This window comes from Actinosynnema sp. (assembly GCF_052038725.1).
On sequence record NZ_JBQGCX010000011.1, the window covers coordinates 1 to 6,231 of the forward strand.

Sequence of the window (6,231 nt, forward strand, 5' to 3'; positions counted from 1 at the left end):
AGGCCCGGTTGGCCTTGCAGGAGTACGCCTTGTCCGCGGCCACCGCGCCCGGACGGGCGCGGTGGCGGCCGGTCGGGCCGGGGACTCGGATCCGGTCGAGCTCGGCCGCCGCAGCCCGCGCCTTCCGCCGCCGCCGGAGGGCGGCACGGTCCCGACCGGCAGACGTGCCCGCGTCGGCGGTGTCCGGCGCTGCTTGCGGCGCACCACCCGCAGCACGCTCCGCTGGGTGGGCAACGGAGCCCCTTTTTCCTCGGTCAGCGCCTGTTTCAGAGCGTCGAGGGTCTCCCCGGCGATCGCAAGCCCTGCCGATTCGTGGTGCGCCTGCACGATCGTGGAGTCCACGCTCACCAACTCCAGACCGATCTCGCCTCGGGAGGCGGCCTCGGCGATCAGCGCGTCCACCAGCGTCTGGAACACCCCCGCCTTCGCCCAGGCGTCGAACCGGGAGTAGACGGTGGACCAAGGCCCGTACCACTTGGGCACGTCGCGCCAGCCCGGCCCGGTGCGGAACTGCCACAGGATCCCGTTGAACCGCTCCCGCACCCGACGCGGCAACGGTCCGGTCGCAGCCACCGGCAGATGCGGCTCGATCAACGCCCACTCGGCATCGGTCAGAGCGAAACGCGCCACACCCCGTGTTCTACCAGTGCTCCACAGGGCCGGTAGATCCGAACCTCAGACAGCTCCTAGAGCAGAGTCCGATGTCACGGTGGCGTGATCACCCCGAACCGCACCTCGCGGTCGGCCGCTGGAAAGCCTTGCGCCACAACACCGCCAGCCCTCCCGTGCACTCACCCGGATCGTCGCCGTGGTACTGGCCTGCCCCCCGGCGAACACCGGTCTGCCGCCTGCTGTGAACGCCACGGGATCACCCTCCTGACACCTTGCTGAGGTCACCTCACTGCGCGGTGGCTGTGCCCCACCTGTGGTGGCCGTGGTGGGGGAATGGCTGCCTCCTGGTGGCGAGTGGCATGGCCAAGGCTCACCGGCCGCCTCGGCAGTGCCCCGCCTGGGTGCCGGGATCGGTGCGCCGTCTCCTCAGTCGCCCTTGACCACCGCCGTCGCCCGGATCTCCACGCGCATCCCCGGCGCGCCCAGCGCCGCCACGCCCAGGGACGTCCAGATCGGGGCGCGGTCGCCCAGGCGGGCGTGGAACTGGGCGACCATCACTCTGTTGTGGGTCTCGCCGAGGAAGTTCCCCGCCTCCGGCTCCGGCACGTGGTACGAGTCCACCGCGATCACGTCCGCCCACGTCGCGCCCGCCTCGGCCAGGGTGCGCTCCAGGTTGTCGAACGCCTGGACGATCTCGGCTTCCAGGGACTCCGGGAAGTTCCAGTCGTCGTCCCAGCCGCCCTGGCCCGACGTCTCGACGCGGTCGCCCACGCGCACCGCCTGGCTGTAGCGCATGGTCGTGAGCTGCCGGTCGCCGTAACCGGGGGTCACGCTGAAGGTCGCGCTCATGGAAGAGGGCTCCTGTCGATCGCTGGTCACTGGTTGGGTTCACGCTTGAAGTGAAACTACCACTGTTTTGGTTCACGTGTGAAGTCATCCGGGGTCGGTAGAGTTCCCGGCATGGCGGGTGAGACTTCGGAGAGCGGGGAAACCGCAGCTCAGGGACCTGGCAACCCGAACGGGTACGACGACGGGAAAGTCGTCTGGGAGCCCCGCTGGCTCGACGCGGGTGAGAAGGAGGCCTGGACCGCCCTGGTCTCCCTCGTGCTCCTGCTCCCCGGCAGGCTGGAGTCCCCGCTCCAGCAGGAGGCCGGGCTGACCCTGTTCGAGTACCTGACCCTCAGCCACATCTCCGAGGCCCCCGACCGCCGCCTGCGGATGAGCGAGCTGGCCTACCTCGCCAACGGCTCCCTGTCCCGCCTGTCCAACGTCGTCAAGCGCTTCGAGCAGCGCGGCTGGGTCGAGCGCTCGCCCGACCCGGCCGACGGCCGCTACACCCTCGCCGCCCTCACCGACGCCGGGTTCGCCGTGGTCCGGGCCGCCGCGCCCACGCACCTGCGCGCGGTCCGCGAGCTGGTGCTCGACCCGCTCACCGCCGACGAGCAGCGCTCCCTCGCCGAGATCGCCGCCAAGCTCCGCGCCCGCCCGGTCGACCTGGCCTGATCCCCGCGGACCACGCTCACCCGGATCTCCGCGGAAAACCCCTCAGCCCGCCCCCCGCCGTGCCGAAGCTCGGTGGCACAGGTCATAAGCGGGTACAGGAGGAGCCGGTGTTGCGTTCGCTGAGCATCAGGGGAGGCCTGCTGGCCTCGGCGGGAGTGGCGCTGGGGGTAGCGGTCGCCATCGGCGCGGTGGGGGTCGTGGAGACGTCCAACACCGCGACGAAGGCCGAGGCGATCCACCAGGAGGCGCTGCTGCCGCTCTCCGCCGTCAAGGACATGCAGCAGCTCATCTGGCACGGCCGCTGGGCGTCGCTGTCCAACCTCACCGCCTCCGACGCCGAGAAGGCCAAGGCCTACGGCGCCGAGTCGGCCACGAACTACGAGGCGGTCACCACCCGCCTGAACGAGTACTCGACCATGCCGGTCACCGACGCCGAGCGCGCCGCCATGGCGACCTTCGCGACGGACTGGGCGAACTACATGGAGCTGCGCAAGCAGTCCTCCGCCCTGAAGAACGACGGCAAGATCGCCGAGTGGGAGGCGTTCCGCAGCAGCACGCTGAACCCGGCGCTGGCCAAGGCGCTGGAGAACCTCGACAAGGCCATCGCCCTCACCCAGGAGCACGCCACCTCCGCCGCCACCGCAGCCCAGGACGCCGCCTCCAGCGCGCGCCTGGCGATCGTCCTGGTGCTGATCGCGGGCGTGCTGCTGGCCGCCGGGTTCGCGCTCGCCGTGTCCCGCGTCCAGGCCCGCCGCCTGCGCGCGCTGCAGGACGTGGTGACCGCGCTGGCCGACGGCGACCTGAGCGAGCGCGAGGCCGACACCAGCTCCAACGAGATCGGTGAGATGTCCCGCTCGGTGCACACCGCCGTCACCAAGATGCGCGGCACCGTGCAGACCCTCGCCGCCGCGAGCCGCGAGCTGTCCGAGCGCTCCACCGCGCTGCAGGGCACCAGCCGCGACCTGGCGGGCGGCGTCGACCGCGCCTCCGACCGGGTCGGCCAGATCGACTCGGCCGCGGGCGAGGTCAGCGACGGCGTGCAGGCCGTGGCGGGTGGCGCCGAGGAGATGGGCGCGGCGATCCGCGAGATCTCCATGAGCGCCGCCGAGGCCGCCCAGGTCGCCGCGAACGCCGTGCAGTCCGCCGCCGAGGCCCGCCAGCTCATGGCCAAGCTCGACTCGTCGTCGGTGGAGATCAGCAACGTGGTCTCCGTGATCACCGCCATCGCCGAGCAGACCAACCTGCTGGCGCTGAACGCCACCATCGAGGCGGCCCGCGCGGGCGAGTCCGGCAAGGGCTTCGCGGTGGTCGCGGGCGAGGTCAAGGACCTGGCGCAGGAGACCGCGAAGGCCACCGAGGAGATCGGCCGCCGCACCGAGGTCATCCAGCACGACACGCGCGCCGCCGTCGAGGCCATCTCGGGCATCGGCGCGGTCATCGAGAAGATCAACGACTACCAGAACACCATCGCCTCGGCGGTGGAGGAGCAGAGCGCGACCACGCAGTCCATGACCGCGGACCTGAACCGCGCCGCAGGCGGCACCACGCGCATCAGCGGGCAGCTGGCCGAGGTCGTCGGCGTCACGGCCGACACCAAGCGGGCCGCCCAGTCCGCCGAGCAGACCGCGGGCGACCTGGCCGGGCTGTCCACCCGGCTGCGCGAGCTGATCGACTCCTTCCGCTACTGAGGGACCCACGGATTCGGCCCCGTCCCGCGTCGTGACCCGGCGCGGGGCGGGCCGCCCCCACATGAACCCGGCCGCGTCCTCGCGCGGCCGGGTTCAGCCGTCGCGGACCGAGTCCACCAGCGCGGTGACCGCCGGGTGCCAGTCGCGGTCGGCGGGGCCGGTCAGCACGAGCCTGCGGGTCACCGGCTCGCGCAGCGGCACCACCACCAGCCCCGGCGGCAGCATCGCGCCGACCAGTCCGGGCACGAGCGACACGCCCATGCCGGAGCGGACCATCGCCAGCAGCGTGCCCAGCTCCCTGACCCGGTGCCGGGGCGCGAACGGGTGACCGGCGTGGGCCTGCCGCACCCGGTGCTCGCAGCAGCCGCGCGAGAGCAGGAACGGGTCGTCGGCCAGCTCGCCGACCCCCACCTCCGGCTGCCCGGCCAGCGGGTGGTCGGCGGGCAGCAGCGCGTGGAAGGCGTCCTCGCGCAGCAGCACGCCCGCGCCCGGCGGCGGGTCGACCCGGACCGCGACGTCGACCGTGCCGTCCGCGAGCCACTCGTCGATCTCGTCGTCGTCACCCTCGAACACCCGCGCCTGCACGCCGGGGAACTCGGCGCGCCACCGGTCCAGCAGCTCGGGCAGCAGCCCCTGGCACACCGTCGGCGGCGCGGCGATGCGGACCGTGCCGCGCGGTCCGCCCCGGTCGCGCTCGGCCAGGTCGGTGATCGCGGTGGCCGCCGCGACCGCGCTGCGGGCGTGCGCGAGCAGCTCCGAGCCGAACGCGGTGGGCGCGGCGCGCCCGCGCCGGGACAGCACCGCGCGGCCGAGCACGCGCTCCAGCGCGGCGACCGCGTGCGAGACGGCCGACTGGGTCAGGCCGAGCGCGTCGGCGGCGGCGCCGAAGCCGCCCTCGTCGACCACGGCGAGGAACGCCCGCAGCTGGGCGAAGTTCAGGGCCATGAACGCCTCTCATGGGTGACGGGCGGGCACTTGTTGGACTCATGATGGGGCACGGGGTGATGCTCGTCGGCGTGGGGACCACCGGGAAGTTCGTGCTGCTGTCCGCGATCTGGGGCAGCAGCTTCGCGTTGATCAAGGTCGCGGTGGACGCGGGCGTGCCGCCGGTGCAGGTGGCGCTGCTGCGCTGCCTGTTCGGGGCGCTGGCGCTGTGGCTGATCTGCCTGGCGCAGCGCGCCGACGTCCCGCGCGACGCGCGCACGTGGGGGCACGCGGCCGTGGTCGCGGTGCTGCTCAACGCGGTGCCGTTCACCCTGGTGGCGTTCGGCGAGTCCAAGGTGGACTCGGTGCTGGCCGGGGCGCTGAACGCCACCACGCCGCTGGCGACGCTGGCGTTCGCGCTGCTGGTGGCGCCGGGGGAGCGGGTGACGTGGACCAGGCTGGCGGGGCTGCTGCTGGGGTTCGCGGGGGTGCTGGTGCTGCTGGGCGCGTGGCGGGGGCGGGAGGGGGACGTGCTGGTCGGCGGGCTGGCCTGCGTGGCCGCGACGTCCTGCTACGGCGCGGGGTTCGCGTACACCCGGCGGTTCCTGACCGGCGGGCCGCACCGGGCGAGCGCGCTGTCGGCGGCGCAGATCACCTGCGCGACGCTCCAGCTGCTCGTGGCGGCGCCGCTGCTGTCCGACTCGCTCGTGCTGCCGGGCGCGCCGGTGGTGCTGGCGCTGGTGGTGCTGGGCGCGGTGGGCACCGGGTACGCGTACGTGCTCAACTTCGACCTGATCCGCGAGGCGGGGCCGACGGTGGCGTCGACGGTCACGTACGTGACGCCGCTGTGGTCGACGGCGCTGGGCGCGCTGCTGCTGGCGGAGCCGGTGGGGTGGAACACGGTCGCGGGCGGCGCGGTGGTGATCGGCGGGATCCTGCTCAGCCGCAGGCCGGTCCGGGCGCGGTCGGGGGTGGAGGTGGGGGCGGGGCGGTAGCCGGTGCTCGCGCGCGGCGACCCGTGCGGCGCCGGGACGCCCACCAGGACGGCGAGGGGCGCTGCCCGTTCCTGTCGATCCCTATTAGTTCGTTGATGTGACCGACGAGCGCGACGCCTGCGACCTGGCGTGGGTGGTGGGCCAGGCGCAGAACCTCGTCTCGCACCACCTGCGGCAGCTGCGCGTCGCGGGCCTGGTCGCCGGTCGGCGCGACGGGCGCTTGGTCATGCACCCGCTCACCGCGCGCGGTCGTGCGCTGGTCACCGCGGTGCTGGGCGAGCGCGCCGCCTTTGAGGCGTGAGGGATGTCGGACGCGTGCTGCGGGCCGCGTGACCCCGCGAGGCGGCGGCGGACACCCTGTGCGGCGGACTCCTCGCCGGCCCGGATCGCGCACGTCGTCGAGCAGGCCCAGGAGCGCAAGGGCGTCGGGCAGCGCTTGGCCGACCGGGGCGCGAAGCCGCTCGTGCCCGCGATCACGGTGCTGGTGGCGGCCTCACCGTGCGCGCTGG

The 6,231-nt window shown here is 73.5% G+C and carries 8 protein-coding genes; 5 read left to right on the forward strand and 3 right to left on the reverse strand.

Features of this window, described 5'->3' with window-relative positions; genetic code table 11:
- Together ACTUAL_RS00185 and ACTUAL_RS00190 are read right to left on the reverse strand one after the other, a co-directional pair.
- On the reverse strand, positions 1-630 hold a 630-nt coding region (locus tag ACTUAL_RS00185), incomplete at its 3' end, for a transposase (RefSeq protein WP_440898827.1).
- 408 nt (positions 631-1,038) lie between these two features.
- Positions 1,039-1,461: a Rid family hydrolase gene (locus ACTUAL_RS00190; RefSeq protein ID WP_440898828.1), complete on the reverse strand. Its 423-nt coding sequence runs from the start codon at positions 1,459-1,461 to the stop codon at positions 1,039-1,041.
- A gap of 111 nt (positions 1,462-1,572) precedes the next feature.
- Here ACTUAL_RS00190 and ACTUAL_RS00195 point away from each other — a divergent pair, with 111 nt between their 5' ends.
- Together ACTUAL_RS00195 and ACTUAL_RS00200 are read left to right on the forward strand one after the other, a co-directional pair.
- On the forward strand, positions 1,573-2,115 hold the full coding sequence (locus tag ACTUAL_RS00195; protein ID WP_198320478.1) for a MarR family winged helix-turn-helix transcriptional regulator: 543 nt from the start codon (positions 1,573-1,575) through the stop codon (positions 2,113-2,115).
- 107 nt (positions 2,116-2,222) lie between these two features.
- Positions 2,223-3,803, forward strand: a complete 1,581-nt coding sequence (locus tag ACTUAL_RS00200) for a methyl-accepting chemotaxis protein (protein WP_440898829.1) — start codon at positions 2,223-2,225, stop codon at positions 3,801-3,803.
- 93 nt (positions 3,804-3,896) lie between these two features.
- Here the strand turns inward: ACTUAL_RS00200 and ACTUAL_RS00205 are convergent, their stop codons facing one another.
- Positions 3,897-4,748, reverse strand: coding sequence for a LysR family transcriptional regulator (locus ACTUAL_RS00205; RefSeq protein WP_440898830.1), 852 nt, complete (start codon positions 4,746-4,748; stop codon positions 3,897-3,899).
- A gap of 11 nt (positions 4,749-4,759) precedes the next feature.
- Between ACTUAL_RS00205 and ACTUAL_RS00210 the strand changes: the two genes are divergently transcribed.
- From ACTUAL_RS00210 to ACTUAL_RS00220, 3 genes are all read left to right on the forward strand, one after another.
- A complete protein-coding gene (locus ACTUAL_RS00210) occupies positions 4,760-5,722 on the forward strand; it encodes a DMT family transporter (RefSeq protein ID WP_440898831.1) in 963 nt (320 codons plus the stop codon).
- Between the two features lie 97 nt (positions 5,723-5,819).
- Positions 5,820-6,023: an ArsR family transcriptional regulator gene (locus ACTUAL_RS00215; protein ID WP_440898832.1), complete on the forward strand. Its 204-nt coding sequence runs from the start codon at positions 5,820-5,822 to the stop codon at positions 6,021-6,023.
- A 3-nt stretch (positions 6,024-6,026) separates the two neighbouring features.
- A partial coding sequence (locus ACTUAL_RS00220) for a hypothetical protein (RefSeq protein ID WP_440898833.1) occupies positions 6,027-6,231 on the forward strand: 205 nt, incomplete at its 3' end.